The 17,477-nt window shown below is 59.0% G+C and carries 15 protein-coding genes; 11 read left to right on the top strand and 4 right to left on the bottom strand.

All coding sequences use genetic code 11. From position 1 onward, the window contains the following. Positions 1–67: 67 nt before the first annotated feature. The 3 genes from MCRY_RS01570 to MCRY_RS01560 all read right to left on the bottom strand — a co-directional run bounded on the left by MCRY_RS01570 (position 68) and on the right by MCRY_RS01560 (position 4,511). Positions 68–2,236 carry an esterase-like activity of phytase family protein gene (locus MCRY_RS01570; protein WP_085627696.1) on the bottom strand — a complete coding sequence of 723 codons (2,169 nt, stop codon included), beginning with the start codon at positions 2,234–2,236 and terminating at the stop codon, positions 68–70. A 176-nt stretch (positions 2,237–2,412) separates the two neighbouring features. Continuing rightward, positions 2,413–2,832, bottom strand: a complete 420-nt coding sequence (locus MCRY_RS01565; RefSeq protein WP_085627695.1) for a GFA family protein — start codon at positions 2,830–2,832, stop codon at positions 2,413–2,415. A gap of 203 nt (positions 2,833–3,035) precedes the next feature. After that, positions 3,036–4,511, bottom strand: a complete 1,476-nt coding sequence (locus tag MCRY_RS01560) for an NAD-dependent succinate-semialdehyde dehydrogenase (RefSeq protein WP_085627694.1) — start codon at positions 4,509–4,511, stop codon at positions 3,036–3,038. An 82-nt stretch (positions 4,512–4,593) separates the two neighbouring features. Between MCRY_RS01560 and MCRY_RS01555 the strand changes: the two genes are divergently transcribed. From MCRY_RS01555 to MCRY_RS22770, 8 genes are all read left to right on the top strand, one after another. Further along, positions 4,594–5,391: an alpha/beta hydrolase gene (locus tag MCRY_RS01555; protein ID WP_085627771.1), complete on the top strand. Its 798-nt coding sequence runs from the start codon at positions 4,594–4,596 to the stop codon at positions 5,389–5,391. Positions 5,392–5,515: 124 nt separating this feature from the next. Beyond that, entirely contained in the window at positions 5,516–6,766 is a 1,251-nt protein-coding gene (locus MCRY_RS01550) for a sarcosine oxidase subunit beta family protein (protein ID WP_085627693.1), read from the top strand. Beyond that, on the top strand, positions 6,766–7,053 hold the full coding sequence (locus tag MCRY_RS01545) for a sarcosine oxidase subunit delta (protein WP_085627692.1): 288 nt from the start codon (positions 6,766–6,768) through the stop codon (positions 7,051–7,053). The genes MCRY_RS01550 and MCRY_RS01545 overlap by 1 nt, the downstream gene beginning before the upstream one ends. Continuing rightward, positions 7,050–10,004 (top strand): sarcosine oxidase subunit alpha family protein, encoded by a 2,955-nt coding sequence (locus tag MCRY_RS01540; protein ID WP_085627691.1) that lies wholly within the window; start codon positions 7,050–7,052, stop codon positions 10,002–10,004. Before MCRY_RS01545 ends, MCRY_RS01540 begins: the two co-directional genes overlap by 4 nt. Then, the gene (locus MCRY_RS01535) at positions 9,997–10,560 is read left to right on the top strand and encodes a sarcosine oxidase subunit gamma (RefSeq protein ID WP_244897871.1); all 564 of its coding nucleotides are present in this window, start codon (positions 9,997–9,999) and stop codon (positions 10,558–10,560) included. Before MCRY_RS01540 ends, MCRY_RS01535 begins: the two co-directional genes overlap by 8 nt. Positions 10,561–10,630: 70 nt before the next feature. Continuing rightward, a complete protein-coding gene (locus tag MCRY_RS01530) occupies positions 10,631–12,100 on the top strand; it encodes a TrkH family potassium uptake protein (protein WP_085627689.1) in 1,470 nt (489 codons plus the stop codon). Between the two features lie 3 nt (positions 12,101–12,103). Beyond that, entirely contained in the window at positions 12,104–12,760 is a 657-nt protein-coding gene (locus MCRY_RS01525; RefSeq protein WP_085627688.1) for a potassium channel family protein, read from the top strand. Between the two features lie 59 nt (positions 12,761–12,819). Beyond that, entirely contained in the window at positions 12,820–12,972 is a 153-nt protein-coding gene (locus MCRY_RS22770; protein ID WP_171046054.1) for a hypothetical protein, read from the top strand. A gap of 76 nt (positions 12,973–13,048) precedes the next feature. Here the strand turns inward: MCRY_RS22770 and MCRY_RS01520 are convergent, their stop codons facing one another. Beyond that, complete coding sequence (locus MCRY_RS01520; RefSeq protein ID WP_176234485.1) at positions 13,049–14,758, bottom strand: sensor histidine kinase; 1,710 nt, start codon at positions 14,756–14,758, stop codon at positions 13,049–13,051. Between the two features lie 365 nt (positions 14,759–15,123). Here MCRY_RS01520 and MCRY_RS01515 point away from each other — a divergent pair, with 365 nt between their 5' ends. The 3 genes from MCRY_RS01515 to MCRY_RS01505 all read left to right on the top strand — a co-directional run bounded on the left by MCRY_RS01515 (position 15,124) and on the right by MCRY_RS01505 (position 17,473). Further along, entirely contained in the window at positions 15,124–15,744 is a 621-nt protein-coding gene (locus MCRY_RS01515; RefSeq protein WP_085627686.1) for a helix-turn-helix domain-containing protein, read from the top strand. Positions 15,745–15,864: 120 nt separating this feature from the next. Then, positions 15,865–16,794 carry a class II glutamine amidotransferase gene (locus tag MCRY_RS01510; RefSeq protein ID WP_085627685.1) on the top strand — a complete coding sequence of 310 codons (930 nt, stop codon included), beginning with the start codon at positions 15,865–15,867 and terminating at the stop codon, positions 16,792–16,794. Between the two features lies 1 nt (position 16,795). Continuing rightward, positions 16,796–17,473 carry a GltB/FmdC/FwdC-like GXGXG domain-containing protein gene (locus MCRY_RS01505; RefSeq protein WP_085627684.1) on the top strand — a complete coding sequence of 226 codons (678 nt, stop codon included), beginning with the start codon at positions 16,796–16,798 and terminating at the stop codon, positions 17,471–17,473. The last annotated feature ends 4 nt before the right edge of the window (positions 17,474–17,477 follow it).

Below are 17,477 nucleotides of genomic sequence, written 5' to 3'. Positions count from 1 at the left end.
CTTTACCCAATCCAAAATGTCAAAGGCGCGGGAGAACCCGCGCCTTTTTCGTTGGTTTTTCAGAAATTCAGAACTTGCCATCAATGGCGAAGAACATCGTCTCACCGGAGTGGTCATCTACACCGTCATTGTCGGTGGACACCCACATTGTGCCGTCCTGAGCGATGGCCAGACCTTCAACCTTGTCGAGCACATAGCCGCCGGTCGAAGTCAGGTAAGGCAGCAGGTCAACCACCTCTTCTTTGGCCACAACAGGCAGGTCTCCACCCAGCGGTGCGGGCACCATCTCGGACAGGGCCACCCGATAGACCTTCTTGGTCACGGCCGCATCACCGATCTGATTGTCGCGTTCGATGATGTAGACGTAATCGCCATGTGCGGTGATTTCCGACAGACCAACCCAACCGGTCTCAGGTTCGGCTTTCTCGTAGCGCACGGCACCCCATTCTTCGGTCTCGAGGTTGTAGGCTACGAGTTTCACATGGTTTGCAGGATCATCGGCCCATTCGCGCTGAACCGCCATCCATAGCGTGTTGCCGACCTTGGTGATTCCTTCGAAGCCAAATCGACGCTCGACCGCCAGCAGCTCTGATGGAACCGGGATGGTCGTTTCAATCTCGCCATCGCCATTCACATGGTAAAGCGCATGCAGGACACCGCGATCCAGACGGCCTTCCGAGGCAACCCAGAACCCGCCTTCACCGTCCAGCGTGATACCTTCCATGTCCATCAACTGTGCGGGCTGACCGCCACGTGTGACGGGGATTGCATGTTTGATCTGCGCCGGGGTTTGGCTTGGATCGATGTGGAAGATGGTGGGCTGGAAACCGTAAAAGCTATCATTGACCGCCCAGATGGTGCCGTCCGTGTCGGCGACCATCCCGGAATTCGCGCCCCAACCGGTGAGCATTTCCATGCCCGCAGAGGTGATGTGCGGATAAGAGGCAGGTGCATCCTGATATTCGTAGATCATGACATGCGCCCGCGCTGCGCCGTCCTCAAGGCCGTCGAACTCGTTGGCGGTGGCCAGCAGGTTGCGGCTTGGGATCGCGACTGCGCCTTCGGGGGAAATGCCTGAGGGCAGCAATTGCTTGAGCACAGGATTCGCGGGGTCGGTCATGTCGTAGACGCCGATCACCGACGCACGCTCGGCCAGCAGAAACACGTAAGGCGTGTCGCCGAACACGGCAGCTTCCATGCCTTCGGGTTCCACGCCTTTGGCGTCGGACCGGCGGTCAGGATAATGACCGATCTGGACCACCGCATGTTCGAACGACGCACCACTTTCGTAAATGACGGTGCCGTCCTTGTGGAACACGGTAAAGCCGCGCGATCCGCCATCCATATCGCCTTCGTTGGCGGTCACGACATGATCATTGTCGATCCACTGGATGCCATCGGGTTCACGCGGAACGCTTGTCAGGGTTTCGTTGAACAGCAGTGCTGCGCGTTCGTCGGTGGCATCGACGTTTTCGAGGTCCACAGACCCGGCAGAGAAGTGGCTGAGCACCTCACCGGTCGCGGACAAAACCACGATGTGGTTGTTTTCCTGCATCGTCACGACGATCTCGCCATTGGCGTTCACATCGACGAATTCGGGTTCGGGATCTTCGGGCGCGATATCGGCAAGGCCAGTGACATTCGCGCGGACCTGTGCGTCGCACTGCATCATGCCGTTGCCATCGAGCGGAATGATCGACACATGGCCTGCGGGCATCTGAGGCACGCGGCCATCGCCTGCATCCTCGTCACGTTCGTTCTCAATGGCGACAACGACGAAGGAACCATCGGGCGCAACGGCGGTCGAGTCAGGCTGACCGCCCAGATCACAGCGCGCGGCCTCGGCACCCGTCGCCATGTCGAGATGCAACAGGAAACCGGACGGTGCGGTGTAGCTTTCCGACGTGTTCACGCCGACAAACACCGTGTTGCCCAGCGCGGACACAGCCGTCGGCTCACCGCCTTCAAGCGTCACATTGCCCTTGGGTTGCGGGTTGGCCGGGTCGGTGATGTCGATCATGCCGATCACACCCAGCGGGCTGTCGGAATAGACCAGCGTCATGCCGTCAGCGCTGGCCGAGATGATCTCGGCGCTGGATTCGCGAGCCAAGTCTTCGCCGTCGGCCATATTGGCCACGACCGGGAAAGACGCGATGCGGTTGAAATTCATCTCGGCGGCAGCAGCCGAGGCAGTCAGAGCTATGGCCGATGTCAGGCACAGCGCGCGGTATGTCATGGAATTCACCCCTTGGATTGACACCAAGGGAGGTGCCGCGACTGCGCGACATGTGAATGACAGTTTTGATTCAGTTTTGTGAACTTGCGATTGGCAACTTGCCACGCGGCAGGGAAACCGCCCGATGCCTTCAGGACACGATTGCTGGCCAAAAACGTGCCTACACGTCGTCCTGCTCAGTTATCTGGTTTCCAATCGGGCTGGGTCGCAAAGCAGACGACATCTCTTCCAAGCTGATCCCAATGCGGTTTGTCACGCTCATATATGACAACCTCGACCTCCAGCCCGCTTGGATTGTCCATAGTTCCAAGCGTAAGTGTCAGATGATTTGGGGATCGCGTGTTCTTTCCGTAGATCGGGCTACCGCAGGTCGTACAAAAGACCTTGGTCACCTCGGACCCAATGCCAGATGTGTAACTGAATTGGCTTAGTGTTCCAGTCACGTCCACAGCTTCTGTACGGAACATAGCGCCGACAGAATGGCCCGTGCCGCTAAGTCGGCGGCATTCCTCGCAATGACATTGAGCAACAACAACAGGCGGTCCATTGACCGTATATACAACGTCACGGCAAAGGCATTGCCCGGTAAATCTCATTGTCATGCTTTAGACTTTACGGCGCGCAGGAAGATGCGCAATCACATTGCAAGACGCTGGCAACGCGTCCGGTATCTAGTTCATGCTCAAATGCGGATTATTTTTCGGTCCGAGTTCGGGGGCGTCATCACGCAACCACTCACACCTGGGAAATGCGTGAGACCTGACCCGGTCCCACGCATGTTTCGTCTCAAGTCCCACGATCACACGCTCATGCAGACATACTTCATCTCGAGGAATTCCTCGATGCCGTGATGGCTGCCTTCGCGGCCAAGGCCCGACTGCTTGACGCCACCGAAAGGGGCCACCTCGGTCGAAATGATACCGGTGTTCACGCCGACGATGCCATATTCCAGCGCCTCGGCCACCTTGTAGACGCGGCTGAGATCCTTGGCGTAGAAATAGCTGGCCAGACCGAAGATCGTGTCATTGGCCAGTGCGATCACGTCATCCTCGGTCTCGAACTTGAAGAGCGGGGCCAGCGGGCCAAAGGTTTCCTCGGTCGAGAACGACATATCGCGGGTTGCCCCGGTCACAATGGTTGGCGCGATGAAATTGCCATCGTTGCTACCCGACTCGTCACCCAGAATGATCTCAGCACCTTTAGATTTCGCATCAGCGATATGCTCGCGCACCTTGTCGATCGCCTCGGAATTGATCAGCGGCCCAAGATCGGTGCCTGCTTCAAGACCGTCGCCCACCTTCATCTTGGACACGCGATCCTTCAGCTTTTGCGCGAAGGCGTCATAGACTCCGGCCTGCACGTAGATGCGATTGGCACAAACGCAGGTCTGACCGTTGTTGCGGAACTTGCACATGATCGCACCTTCGACCGCCGCATCCAGATCGGCATCATCGAACACGATGAAGGGCGCATTGCCGCCCAGCTCCATCGAACACTTCATCACCTGATCTGCCGCCTGACGCAGCAGGATGCGACCCACTTCGGTGGAGCCTGTGAAGGTGATTTTGCGGACGGCCGGGTTCTCGCACATCTCTTTGCCCACTTCGGACGCCGAGGACGACGGCACGATGTTCAGCACGCCTGCAGGGATGCCAGCGCGTTCGGCCAGAACACCCAGAACGATGGCCGACAGCGGTGTCTCGGCGGCGGGGCGCGCGACAAAGCTGCAACCTGCAGCCAATGCCGGACCGGCCTTGCGGGTGATCATCGCGTTGGGGAAATTCCACGGCGTGATCGATCCGACAACCCCGATAGGCTGTTTCATCACCATGATGCGCTTGTCGCGCTGATGGCCGGGGATGGTTTCGCCATAGATGCGCTTGGCCTCTTCAGCGAAGAATTCGATGAAGGATGCGCCATAGGCAATCTCGCCCTTCGCCTCGGCCAGCGGCTTGCCCTGTTCGGCGGTTAGGATCGTGGCAAGGTCGTCTTGATGTTCCATCATCAGATCAAACCATTTGCGTAGAACACCCGCGCGTTCCTTGCCGGTCCACTTGGCCCATTCCTTTTGCGCCTTTTCGGCGGCGGCAATCGCATCGGCCACTTGGGCGCGCGATAGGTCGGCCACATCGGCAATCGTGTCACCACGCGCGGGATTGTCCACCGCGAAGGTGCCATCATCGCCGTCGATCCAAGCGCCGTTGACATAGGCGCGGGTTTCCAGCAGCGATGGATCCTTGAGAAGGCTGGCAAGGTTTGTTGTCTGGTCGAGCATGGAGTCCCTCCGGATTTTGTGCTGACAAAGGTGGAACACTTGCTACATGCAATAACAAGTGCTGATCTTTCGGAGCCGTGACGTGGAATTGGACGACGCCTACGCCAACAGCAAACATATCCCCAACGGGGACGGATTCCCAGCCATCTGGCGCGCCGATGCGGATGCCTATCGTCAAAGGATGTCGGTTTTGGGCCGTGCGCGGCTGGGCGTGATGTATGGTCACGGAACGCGCGAGATCGTTGATCTGTTCTTGCCGGACGGGGTGCCCAAAGGTCTGGTCGTCTTTGTGCATGGCGGGTTTTGGCGGCAGACGGATGGATCGCTTTGGTCACATTTGGCGCAAGGTGCTGTTGACAGTGGTTGGGCAGTGGCGATGCCAACCTACGACTTGTGCCCGCGCGTGCGGATTGCCGACATCACCCGTCAGGTGGCCAACGCGATTTCTGTAATCGCGCGAGAGTTGTCAGGCCCGATCCGGCTGGCTGGGCATTCCGCCGGTGGGCATCTGGTGGCGCGGATGTTGGACCCCGGTGTGCTGCCGGATGATGTGCGGGCGCGGATCGCCAATTGTGTGCCGATCTCGCCGCTTTCGGATCTACGACCGTTGATGCAAACCTCGATGAACACGGACTTCAAGCTGGACGAGGCGCAGGCCGTTGACGAAAGCCCGATTGCCATGAACCCACCCGACATACCGGTGACCGTCTGGGTCGGCAGCGATGAACGCCCCGCCTTTCTGGATCAGGCGCAATGGTTGGCCGATGCGTGGGGCTGCGGACATGTGATCGACGCGGGCACGCATCATTTTGATGTCATAAACGGCATGACCCGAGCGGACAGCCCCCTGATGCGAGCAATTCTCGACACCCCGTCTTGACACTTAGCAAAATTCGGAAAGAGCTTCCGACGCATAATGTCTTTTTCTGACCGTGAATTGACTGAAAAGGACAGGCCGCATCGTTCAGCCCCATGCGAGGGTCGTCGGGAAGGAGTCGACTGATATGCGATATTCAGGTTTCCGCGTGATCAAGGAAGCGCTCACCGGCCATCGCGGCTGGGGGCCGGCGTGGCGTGATCCTGATCCGCAGCCAGAGTACGACTATGTCATCATCGGTGGCGGCGGGCATGGTCTGGCGACCGCCTATTACCTTGCCAAGGAATACAAGCAGTCGCGCATCGCGGTGCTGGAAAAGGGCTGGATCGGCGGTGGCAATGTGGGGCGTAACACCACGATTGTGCGGTCTAATTACATGCTCGACGGAAACGAGCCATTTTACGAATTCTCGCTCAAGCTTTGGGAAACGCTGGAGCAGGACCTGAACTACAATGCGATGATGAGCCAGCGCGGGATCATCAACCTGATGCACTCCGACGCCCAGCGCGACGCCTATATCCGTCGCGGCAATGCGATGATCCTCAATGGTGCGGATGCGCAGCTTCTGGATCAGAAGCAGGTGTTGGAAAAGTACCCGTTTCTGAACGTGAAGAACGCCCGTTTCCCGGTGATGGGCGGCCTGCTGCAAGCGCGCGCAGGTACGGCGCGGCACGATGCGGTCGCGTGGGGCTATGCCCGCGCGGCAGACCAGCGCGGAGTGGACATCATCCAGAACTGCGAAGTCACCGGGTTCAGGATCGATGGCGGCAAGATCCTCGGCGTAGAGACCTCGCGCGGCTATATCGGTGCAAAGAAAGTCGGGTCTTGCGTGGCCGGTTCATCGTCCAAGGTCATGGCCTATGCCGGGATGCGCCTGCCCATCGAAAGCCATGTGCTTCAGGCGTTTGTATCCGAAGGACTTAAACCCGTTCTGCCCGGTGTCATCACATTCGGCGCGGGGCATTTCTATGTCAGCCAATCCGACAAGGGTGGTTTGGTTTTCGGTGGCAATATCGACGGCTACAATTCCTACGCTTCCCGCGGAAATCTTCCGATGGTCGAGGACGTGATGGAAGAGGCCATCGCGATGTTCCCGATGCTGGGCCGCGCACGTTTGCTGCGCTCTTGGGGTGGGATCATGGATATGTCGATGGACGGCACGCCGATCATCGACAAAACCCATATCGATGGGCTCTATTTCAATGGCGGCTGGTGCTATGGCGGGTTCAAGGCAACGCCTGCGTCGGGCTTGGTCTATGCCCATCTGCTTGCCACCGACACACCGCATGACACCGCCACTGCATTCCGACTGGACCGGTTCCACACCGGGCACATGGTCGACGAAAAAGGGATGGGCAATCAGCCCAATCTGCACTGATGATCATCAACCACCCCCTTCTTGGCCCGCGCGACCTGAGCGAATTCGTTTATCTGGGTGATGCCTGCCTGCTCAACCGCCCCGATTGGCAGGCCGACGATGCGCTGGATCAGTTCATCGACTACGGCCACACCCGCGACAACCCGGCAGGGTTACACCGCGAGCTATGGTACCACGAACAAGGGGACAGGTCGTGGCTTGTGGTGACCCGCAACACGGTCACGCACGAGATCACATCGGTGGAACTGGCCCGCAACGTGGCCCGGGCAGAGGGGCGGTCCAAATGACCCAGAAGAACCGTTTGGACGGCGGGCTGATCGACCGGTCCGAGACCTATTCCTTCCGCTTCGACAGCCAGTACTACAAAGGTCACAAAGGCGACACGCTGGCCTCTGCCTTGCTGGCCAATGGCGTGCGGCTGATGGGACGGTCGTTCAAGTACCACCGTCCGCGCGGGCCGATGACTGCCGGGTCAGAGGAGCCGAACGCGATCGTTGAGTTGCGCGAAGGGGCCCGCAAGGAGCCCAATACGCGGGCGACGACGGCAGAGCTTTACGACGGGCTGCGGGCCAATTCGCAGAACCGTTGGCCGTCACTGAAATTCGACGCAATGCAGGTGAACGACCTTCTGTCGAACTTCTTTGCCGCTGGGTTCTACTACAAGACCTTCATGTGGCCCGCCGCGTTCTGGGAAAAGGTCTATGAGCCGATCATCCGCCACGCTGCCGGTCTGGGATCGCTCAGCCTTCAGGACGACCCAGATGGCTACGATAAGGGCTTCCTGCATTGCGACCTGCTGATCATCGGCGGTGGCCCTGCTGGGCTTGCGGCCGCGTTGACCGCTGGGGCAAGCGGCGCGCGGGTGATCCTGTGTGACGAGGATTTCCTGATCGGTGGTCGCCTGAACCTTGAGACCTATGCGGTCGGCGGTATGTCGGGTGCAGCTTGGGCGGCGGAAACCGTGGCGCGGTTGCAGGCGATGCCGAATGTGCGTGTGATGCCCCGCACGACCGTTATAGGTGCGTTCGACCACGGGATCTACGGCGCGGTCGAGCGGGTGAGTGATCATCTCGCCGTTCCAGAAGACGGCAAGCCAAGGCAAATCCTCTGGCGCATCACCTCCAAGCGCGCGCTGCTTTGCGCTGGGGCCACGGAACGCCCCATCGTGTTCGAGAACAACGACCGCCCCGGCATCATGCAAGCCAGTGCCGTTCGCGCCTATGCGAACCGCTGGGCGACGACACCCGCAGAGCAGGTTGCGATCTTTACCAACAATGACGACGGCCACTGCACCGCGTCCGATCTGGTGGCGAAAGGTGTGGAGGTCGTTTCAGTGATCGACACCCGCGCCGATGCGCCGACCTCGTCGGACTATGACGTGATTGCGGGTGGCGTGATCGACCAAACGTGGGGCCGGCTAGGCCTGTCCCAGATCGAGGTGAAGATGCCCAAAGGTGGTATCCGCCGGATCAAATGCGGTGCCTTGGGTGTTTCGGGCGGTTGGAACCCGAACGTGCACCTGACCTGCCATCAGGGCGGGCGACCTGTCTGGAACGAAGAACTTTCCGCTTTTGTACCCAGCGCAACTCTGCCGCCGGGTATGTCGGTAGCAGGGGCTGCGAATGGCGTCTTCTCGACCCACGGCGCGCTTCAATCCGGCGCGGACGGGGTGAAGGCCATCCTCGCCGATCTGGGCATCAACGCCAGCGCCCCCGCCCTGCCCGAGGCCGAAGACACTCCCGCCCGCATCACCCCATTCTGGCACGTCAAAAACGCCAAACGCGCTTGGGTGGATCAGCAGAACGATGTGACCGCCAAGGACATCAAGCTGGCGCATCAGGAAAACTATGTCTCGGTCGAGCATCTGAAACGCTATACCACGCTGGGCATGGCAACCGATCAGGGCAAGACCTCGAACATCGCCGGTCTGGCGATCATGGCCGAAGTGGCGGGCAAGGCGATCCCCGAGGTGGGGACCACAATGTTCCGCCCACCCTATACCCCCACAGCGATGGGCGTCTTCGCAGGCCGCGCGTGGGGCATGGACACCAAACCAACACGCCTCACCCCCAGCCACAAATGGGCCGAGGAACAAGGCGCAGTCTTCACCGAAGCGGGTCTTTGGCTGCGCGCACAATGGTTCCCGCAACCCGGCGAGACCCATTGGCGGCAAAGCTGCGACCGTGAGGTGATCCAGACCCGCAAATCGGTGGGCATCTGCGATGTGACCTCGCTGGGCAAGATCGACGTGCAGGGCGCGGATGCGGCGGCGTTCCTGAACACCGTTTACTGCAACGGTTTTGCCAAGTTGCCGGTCGGCAAGGTGCGCTATGGCCTGATGCTGCGCGAGGACGGGATCGTCATGGATGACGGCACCGCCGCGCGTCTGGCCGAGGACCATTTCGTTGTCACAACCACCACGGCCAAGGCGGTTCCGGTCTATCGCCACCTCGAATTTGTGCGTCAGTGTCTTTACCCGGACATGGATGTGCAGATGATTTCGACCACAGACGCCTGGGCGCAGTTTGCGGTGGCCGGTCCGAATTCTCGCAAGCTGTTGGAAAAGATCGTCGACGACGGTGTGAACCTGTCGAACGACGCGTTCCCCTTCATGGCCTGCGGCGAGATCACAATCTGCGGTGGGCTACGCGCACGGCTGTTCCGGATCTCCTTCTCGGGCGAACTGGCTTACGAGATTGCCGTACCCACCCGCTATGGCGACGCGCTGGTGCGCCGGTTGATGCAGGCGGGCGAGGAATTCGATGTGGTGCCTTACGGGCTTGAGGCGCTCAATGTCATGCGGATCGAAAAGGGCCACGCGACGGCGAACGAACTGAACGGCACGACCACCGCACTGAACCTTGGGATGGGCAAGATGGTGTCCAAAGCCAAGGATTCCATCGGGTCGAAACTGTCTGAGCGCCCCGGTCTGAATGAACCCGACGCGCTGAAACTGGTGGGGCTGAAGCCGGTGGACCCTGAGCACAAGGTGCCCGCTGGCGCGCATCTGATGACCAAAGGCGACACGGTGCAGGCAAAGAACGATCAGGGATACGTCACCTCGGCCTGCTATTCGCCAAACCTTGGCTGCCATATCGCGCTTGGCTTCCTGAAATCCGGCGACACCCGCATCGGGGAAATCATCCGCCTTGTCAGCCCATTGACTGGCGTGGATCACGATGTCGAAGTCGTCAGCCCGCATTTCGTCGATCCGGAAGGAGACCGTCTCCGTGCATGATCTGGCCCCCCTGTGCGCCCTCAGCAGCGCAGAACCGCACACCGATACAGTGGCGGGTGTCACACTGACCGAAAACCCCGGTCACGCCTTTGTCTCTGTCGCCGCCCGGCTCGGACAGGAAAGCGCCTGTGCCGAACGTCTTGGCACTCTGCTGGGCGCAAATGCGCCGGGCGTCGAAGCTTGGGTCCGGTTAGACCCGATGTCAGCCTTTTGGATGGCACCGGACCAATGGATGGTCAGCGCTCCGTTCAGCACTCATGAAGACCTTGCCACGCACCTGACCGACCATTTCGGCACAACCGCGTCGATCACCGAACAGACCGATGCCTGGGTGTGTTTCGACATGCAGGGCGGCGGCGTCGAACAGGTGATGCAGCTGTGTGCCAATATCGACATCGAAACGATGCCTGTCGGTTCCGCCACGCGGAGCGTGATCCATTACATGGGGGTCTATGTACTACGAAGCGCACCGGATGCTTTGACGGTCCTCGGTGGCAGGTCCTCGGCTGGGTCGTTGCACCATGCGCTGCTGACTGCGATGAAATCCGCGCTTTAGGGCGGGAACCTTTGCCCGCGCACAACGTTATCTGGTCGTTCAGAAATAACGGTGCTCTTAAAGACGTATCATGTCCATCCGGCCTGCGTCGGCGTTTGCCTCTGGTGCGGACAGCCTTGCACAGCGCGCGCGCCCCCGGGTGATCGCGCTGACCATCGCAAAACACGCGCCCATCTTTCTCATCCTTGTTGTTCCGCCGGCGCTCTGGGCCAGTGTCGACCGTGACTGGGCGCTGGTGATCGCCCTCGCGATACCGTCAGCGCTTGCGCTTGCCCTTTTTGCGTTTTCATATCGGATCGCGCTTCCGGAAGACCTGCGGCGGGTCGAGGCGATGGTGACAGTTGCTTTCATCATGTTGATCGGTGCTCTCTTCGCGGTGCCAGCCTTTATGACACTTGGCATGGCGCCACACGCGGCCCTTTTCGAAGCCATGAGCGGAATCACAACGACGGGACATTCGGTTGCAGCGGATGCTCAAAACTGGCCCTTTGCCGCGCATTTTCTGCGGGCGTGGCTGCAATGGTGTGGCGGGTTGGTGATGGCGACAGCGGTGCTGGCCCTTCTGCTGCCAGCGGGCGTGCCGACCCAACGCTTGGGCCGCGCTGGTATCGACCAAGGCGACCGGATTGCATCGACACGCGTGCAGGCGCGGCAATTGCTAAGTGTCTATCTGAGCCTAACGGTGATCATGGCGATCCCCACAATGCTGATCATTCCGGACTGGCGCGAGGGGTTTGTGCTGACCCTTTCTGCCATTTCGACCGGGGGCTTTGCACCCCGACCGGACAGCCTCGCATCCTACTCTGCCGCCGGTCAGGGCATCGTGATGCTGACATGCGTTTTGGGATCGGTATCGTTGCTGACATTTGTTCTGCTGGGGCAAAAGAAGCCGGTTGATGCTTGGTGGTTGGGCTCCATCCGCCGGGTCATGATGGCATTGGGGTTGCTTTGCATGGCGTACGCGATTGTGTTGCTTGTCACCGTGAGCACATCTGCCGAAAGCATTTATGGCGAAATGCTCAACCTGATTTCCGGTATGACAACCGCCGGGTTTTCGACCAATGCGATGCCCGTCTATGGACCGGCAGTGATCATTTTTCTGATGGCGATGCTGCTGGGTGGCGATGTCGGGTCCACCGCCGGGGGCTTCAAGATCGCGCGCTTCGGCATTCTGATGCGCGCAATGGTTCATGCGATGCGCGACGTGCGTTTGCCCAAGCGGGCAGTGAACCCACTGATGGAGAACGGCAAGAAGGTTGAAGCAAGCACGCTGATCAATCTGCTGGCGCTTCTGATGCTCTATGCGGCGACAGTGGTGCTTCTGTGGCTGCAATGCCTTGCCCATGAACTGCCCGCGCTTCCGGCGCTGTTCGACATCATTTCGACCCTGTCCACTGTCGGTCTGTCCAGCGGCATCGTGAATGCCGATTTGCCGCCCGACCTGATCCTGTCGCTGAGCTTTGCGATGTGGCTGGGCCGTCTGGAATTCATTGCGGTGCTGGTGCTGCTGGCCCCGTCCACCTGGCTGAAGAGGAGCTGACCCATGCGGGTAGTCATTCTGGGCGCGTCACGATTTGGCGCCGCCATTGCCGAAAAACTGATCGAGGAAAACCACGAGGTCGTTCTGATCGACAAGAATCGGGACCGGCTGGAAAAACTGTCCGAACGGTTGGATTGCGGCATGATCGAAGGCGACGGCACCATGCCCTCGGTGCTTGAAGAAACCTTCCGCGACAAGAAGGATGCTTTTGTCGCCGTAACCAACGCATCCGAAGACAACATCCTTGCCGCGCTGGTTGCCCGATCAATCGGTTTTGGGCGAGTGATCCCGCAGATCGTGACATCTCAGCTGGTGAATGTCTGTCGTCAGCTTGAGCTTTATGACGTGATCAATCCACACGCGACGGTCGCCGAGAGCATTGCCGATGCACTGGAGGACAAGACCGCCCTCGAAAACGAGCCGGTGTTTCAAAATAACCTTTGCCTGAAACGAGTCGAAGTGCCGAAACGCTTGGACGGCATGACATTCTCAGACATCGACCTGCCGGATGGAGTTCGCGGTATCGCGGTGATTGCACAAGAAAGCGAAAGACTTCTGACAGGTGACGAAGTGCTTACCGCCGGAGACAGTCTTTTGTTTGCTGTCGAGCGCACTCAGCTGGACGCGCTTAGGGGGCTTTTCGAAGTGACGGGATCGTGACGAAGAGATCGGGGAACCCGATAGCCCACCATGGGTTGATACGGTGAAAGGAAAAACCCATGACAGCAGAATTTCTTGTACCACTTCTTGCCCTGATGACGATGTTGGCTTTGATCATTTTCGCCCTCGTCAGCAAGCACCGAACAGAAGAAAAGCTCCATGATCCGAACGCGCCAAAGTCGCGGTTGGCCAAGGACGCGCCCGATCACTGAACGGCGCACCACAGATCCGAACACAAAGAAAAGCGCGCTCCGATCGGGGCGCGCTATTTCGTTTGATGGGACGGGATTAGTCAGGTGTGAAGGGCTGATACTCGAAACTGATGGACAGCATGTACCGGTCGTCTGTTTCCGTTTCCTGCAGATCAGCATCCAACTGACTGGCAAAGGCAAGGATCAACCGCTTTCCCAAACCACTTCCCGAATCTGCTGATGTTTCTGCTTCAACCGAGTTTTCGATGACCAGACGCACATGGGTTGTGCCGCCTTCAGTTGTCTCTTTCAGATGCACTTTCAAACGGAACACTCCGTCAGGACCGGGACCGCCATATTTGAACGCGTTCGACAAAGCTTCGGTTGTGACCATGGCAAGCGGGCTGGTTTGATCCGGCAAAAGCGTCACCGGGTCCAGCACCAGGTCAATCTCGACGGGACGGTATTGCGCACTGCCCACAGCGTTGACCTGCGAGACAAGATCGCCCAACAGCACGTCGAACCGAATATGGGTGAGCGAAGGTTCCTGATACAATGCCCGGTGCACCGAGGCGAGGCTGGTCACTCGATCCTGAAACTGTCGCAACGCCGCAACCGCTTCGGGGCTGGCCACCTGTCGCACCTGCATGTTGATGATCGACGAGATGAGCTGAAGGTTGTTCTTCACCCGGTGGTGCACTTCTTTCAACAGCACCTCACGTTCGAACACCGCGTTCTCCAGATCGGCTTCGTCACGCAGCAACTGGTCGGCCATGCCTTCGAAGGTTTCGTTGATAGTCAGAATCTCGCTGGGCGCGTCGTCGATCTTTTCCGAGGTCTCGACATCGCGATAGGTCGCAAACCGGCGCATCCTGCGGCCCAAATCGCTGATGTGCCGCAACACAAGACGGTTCAGCGACACCACCGCGACAATGATCCCGACAAGCCACATGAGAAACGGAAAGAGCAGCGTTGAAATCGTGAACCAAGGTGCACTTGTGCGCTGCAACTCGGCGCGCCCCCAGCTGCCCAAGGCATAGACCTCTCCGGGCAGGATGGGCACAACCGAAATCAGCCGGGTTTCCCCGGTTTGGGTGGTTGCGGTGAAAAAGGTATCACCCTGATTTACGAACCCGTCAAACGCCAGACCACTTGGCAGATAATCCGTTATCGGACCGTCGGGCGTAAAGCTCGACAAGGTGTCGCCAAATTTGTTGAAGGTCAAAAGTGCAACATCCCGGTTTGGGCCGGTCGCGGTGTCCGATTGCAGCAAAGGTTCTGTCTCGAACGAAATCGTGACGAACCCTTTAAGCACATCATCCGACGAAAAGGTCGGATAGGCGACGATGATGACCGGCAGCTCCGAAGCTGACCCTTGCGGGTTGAAGGTAATGTATGGCTCGGGATTGGCGAACAAGGCGTCCGACCGCGCGTCGGGCAAAAACTCGAACCGCCGACCGATGCTATTGCAGTTGGACACGGACCCTGGCTCTAGCAGCCCGGCAAAGGCCAGCCGCGGATTGCTTTCCTGAACGCGCTGCATGATGGCCGTGCAATCCGTAATGCTGAGTTCTGCCGCGCCCATCGTATCGGCAAGTGCGCTTGCTGTCCCGATCTTGGAAAAGAGCGCCTGACGTTCAGGCGCTACAAGTGCCGCAGTGCGTGCGTGAATGGACGCTTCGAGGTTGTCATTCGTAATGTGCAACGCCCGCCAGCTTTGGCCCATCGCCACCAATCCAATCGGCAACAAAGCCAAGGACAAAAGGAAAGCGATGCGCACAACCAACTTCTGGCTGAGCGCTTTCACTCCGCTCTCTCGGCCCTGCGAGACTGCGTTATCGGTGTTAGGCGTTTGCATTGATCCTATGTCATGACTTCTGTGTCATGCACACACGCCAAGTCCCCGTCGAAAGGGCCGCCCGGTTCTGAAAGCGCCGTTCGTATCGTCGAAGACATTGCCACTCCGCTCGTTTGTTTCGATCAGGTTCCCGTCATGCAACGCACCATTTTGTAACCGGTTCCGTTAAAATGGGGATCAAGTCAGGAATTTTCTGCAAAAAACTCCATCGGACCTGCGCTGGGTGGAAACTGCCGCAGGCTTGACGCTGCTGACCTTTTGGCAACACTGCATCACACGGGGTGAAGACAACCCTGCCTCAGCACGGGTGATCTTTGACCAAACTCACGCAGAATCCACATCGCACGACAGACATCCAGGAGAAGGTTCTTGAAGTCGCAATCGGTCGCGAACTGCGGGCTTTTCGCAAGCAGCAGAATCTGACTGTGGCCGACTTGTCGAAACAGACCGACATCTCGGTCGGGATGCTCTCCAAGATCGAAAACGGCAACACCTCGCCTTCGCTCACCACGTTGCAAACGCTGGCAAATGCGCTGTCAGTTCCATTGACCGCGTTCTTTCGAGGGTTCGAGGAAAAGCGTGAGGTGGTGCATACACCCGCCGGTCACGGCCTCACCATCGAACGCGAAGGCACGCGGGCCGGGCATCAGTACAACTTGTTGGGCCATATCGGCGCGAACACCAGCGGTGTGATCGTCGAGCCCTACCTGATTGTACTAAACTCGGAATCGGACACGTTCCAGACGTTCCAGCATGACGGTATAGAAACCATCTTTATGCTCGAAGGCGCTGTCGATTATCGGCACGGTTCCACGATCTATCCGCTCAGACCAGGCGACACCCTGTTTTTCGAAGCCGATGCACCGCATGGACCGGAAACGCTGGTAGAGCTTCCAGCCCGGTATCTGTCGATCATAAGCTACGCCCAAAGCTGAAAAATCAGGCAGACACAGTTTTCCTAAGAGGAATATTTCATTCCCCTTGTTGTCGATAGACACAGGCGATGTTATCCAACGCCATCGTTTTGAACTCCGACAACGCAGAAGGAACGCGGGATGTGTGGAATCGTTGGATTATTCCTCAAAGATCGCTCGCTTGAACCACAGCTTGGGTCACTGCTGACCGACATGCTGATCACAATGACGGATCGCGGCCCCGACAGCGCTGGCATCGCGATCTATGGCGAAGAAAACGCAAATATATCAAAACTGACAGTCCAGTCGGACACCCCGGATCAGGCCTTTGCGACGCTGGAAGCGGATCTCGGAACTGCGCTGGGCAGCCCGGTCCATCTGCGCCGGAAAGACACACATGCGGTTCTGAACATCCCGCGCGGCCAACTGATTGCCGCCCGCGCTGCACTGGCCGCACTCAATCCCGACATCCGCGTCATGTCCGCAGGCGACACGGTTGAGATCTACAAAGAGGTCGGTCTGCCCAAGGAGGTCGCGGCGCGCTTCGACCTGCGCGCGATGTCCGGCACGCACGGCATCGGCCACACCCGCATGGCAACCGAGTCGATGGTGACGACGATGGGCGCGCATCCGTTCAACACCGGGCCGGATCAGTGCCTTGTCCATAACGGGTCGCTGTCCAACCACAACCGCCTGCGCCGCAAGCTGCAGCGCGAGGGCATCCACATCGAAACCGAGAACGACACCGAGGTGGGTGCCGCCTACCTCACATGGCGTATGCAGAACGGTGCGACGTTGGGCGAGGCGCTGAAAAGCTCGCTCAACGATCTGGACGGGTTCTTCACCTTCCTCGTCGGCACCAAAGACGGGTTCGGCGTGGTGCGTGATCCCATCGCCTGCAAACCAGCGGTGATGGCCGAAACCGATCAATACGTGGCGTTCGGATCGGAATACCGCGCGTTGGTCAATCTGCCGGGCATTGAACAGGCCCGCGTCTGGGAACCGGAGCCCGCAACCGTGTATTTCTGGAGCCACGCCGACACCTCCACCCCAACAGAAAAGGCCGCCTGAGATGCAGACCATCGACATGGCCAACACGCCCCTGCGCGATCTGAACGCCACGCTTCAGGCGCAGGCCGAAGCGACCAACCAGACCGCATGGGAAATCGTGAACCCAAAAGGCAGCCACGCCATCGCGGTCGGTCTAGATGCCGAGATCGAAGTGACGGTCAAGGGATCGACCGGCTATTACTGCGGCGGCATGAACAAGTTGGCGACGATCAACGTACACGGCTCTGTCGGGCCGGGTGTGGCCGAGAACATGATGTCCGGCACGGTCATCATCGACGGCGACGCTTCGCAATACGCGGGTGCCACCGGCCATGGCGGCACGCTCATCATCAAGGGCAACGCCTCGTCGCGCTGCGGCATCTCGATGAAGGGCATCGACATCATCGTGCACGGCAATGTCGGACACATGTCCGCCTTCATGGCGCAATCGGGCAATTTGGTTGTCTGCGGCGATGCAGGTGATGCGCTGGGCGACTCGATTTACGAGGCACGGTTGTTCGTGCGCGGATCGGTCAAATCGCTTGGAGCCGATTGTATCGAGAAAGACATGCGCCCGGAACACATCGCATTGCTGACAGACCTGCTGGAACGCGGCGGCTGCGATGCCAAGCCCGAAGAGTTCAAACGCTACGGCTCTGCCCGGCAGCTTTACAACTTCAACATCGACAACGCGTATTGAGGGC

The sequence above is a fragment of the Marivita cryptomonadis genome (genome assembly GCF_002115725.1).
Lineage (GTDB): Bacteria > Pseudomonadota > Alphaproteobacteria > Rhodobacterales > Rhodobacteraceae > Marivita > Marivita cryptomonadis.
This window is presented reverse-complemented; position numbering and strand designations above follow the sequence as displayed.

Excerpts from the sequence above, each read along its gene's own strand:
- MCRY_RS01510 (WP_085627685.1), top strand. The coding sequence starts at position 15,865 with ATGTGTGGAATCGTTGGATTATTCCTCAAAGATCGCTCGCTTGAACCA.
- MCRY_RS01505 (WP_085627684.1), top strand. The coding sequence starts at position 16,796 with ATGCAGACCATCGACATGGCCAACACGCCCCTGCGCGATCTGAACGCC.
- MCRY_RS01545 (WP_085627692.1), top strand. The coding sequence starts at position 6,766 with ATGATCATCAACCACCCCCTTCTTGGCCCGCGCGACCTGAGCGAATTC.
- MCRY_RS22770 (WP_171046054.1), top strand. The coding sequence starts at position 12,820 with ATGACAGCAGAATTTCTTGTACCACTTCTTGCCCTGATGACGATGTTG.
- MCRY_RS01560 (WP_085627694.1), bottom strand. The coding sequence starts at position 4,511 with ATGCTCGACCAGACAACAAACCTTGCCAGCCTTCTCAAGGATCCATCG.
- MCRY_RS01565 (WP_085627695.1), bottom strand. The coding sequence starts at position 2,832 with ATGAGATTTACCGGGCAATGCCTTTGCCGTGACGTTGTATATACGGTC.
- MCRY_RS01530 (WP_085627689.1), top strand. The coding sequence starts at position 10,631 with ATGTCCATCCGGCCTGCGTCGGCGTTTGCCTCTGGTGCGGACAGCCTT.
- MCRY_RS01525 (WP_085627688.1), top strand. The coding sequence starts at position 12,104 with ATGCGGGTAGTCATTCTGGGCGCGTCACGATTTGGCGCCGCCATTGCC.
- MCRY_RS01540 (WP_085627691.1), top strand. The coding sequence starts at position 7,050 with ATGACCCAGAAGAACCGTTTGGACGGCGGGCTGATCGACCGGTCCGAG.
- MCRY_RS01570 (WP_085627696.1), bottom strand. The coding sequence starts at position 2,236 with ATGACATACCGCGCGCTGTGCCTGACATCGGCCATAGCTCTGACTGCC.
- MCRY_RS01550 (WP_085627693.1), top strand. The coding sequence starts at position 5,516 with ATGCGATATTCAGGTTTCCGCGTGATCAAGGAAGCGCTCACCGGCCAT.